The organism is Paraglaciecola algarum, assembly GCF_021532655.1.
Lineage (GTDB): Bacteria > Pseudomonadota > Gammaproteobacteria > Enterobacterales > Alteromonadaceae > Paraglaciecola > Paraglaciecola algarum.
Genome location: NZ_JAKGAS010000048.1, coordinates 1 through 241 on the forward strand (window position 1 = coordinate 1; position 241 = coordinate 241).

General features: G+C 58.1%; 1 protein-coding gene. It reads left to right on the forward strand.

Annotation, left to right across the window (positions count from 1 at the left end; all coding sequences use genetic code 11):
• Positions 1 to 241 (forward strand): mannonate dehydratase (locus L0668_RS21010; RefSeq protein ID WP_235314606.1); only part of this gene is annotated, 241 nt, incomplete at both ends.

Here is a 241-nt window from a genome sequence, read left to right on the forward strand (position 1 = left end):
CTTCCCACTACCCGGATGGGAGCCCGAGCGGCTGGCCGATCTCGATGAGGTTATGGCCCAGTACACCGACATGCCCCGGGATCAGCTGCGCAATAACTACCGCTACTTCCTTGAGGGAATCGTGCCGACCTGTGAGAAGGTCGGTATTCGGATGGCCGTCCACCCTGATGATCCTGCCTGGGGCATTTTCGGAATTCCGCGTATCGTGCACAGTGATTCTGACCTGCAGAGGATCGTTGAT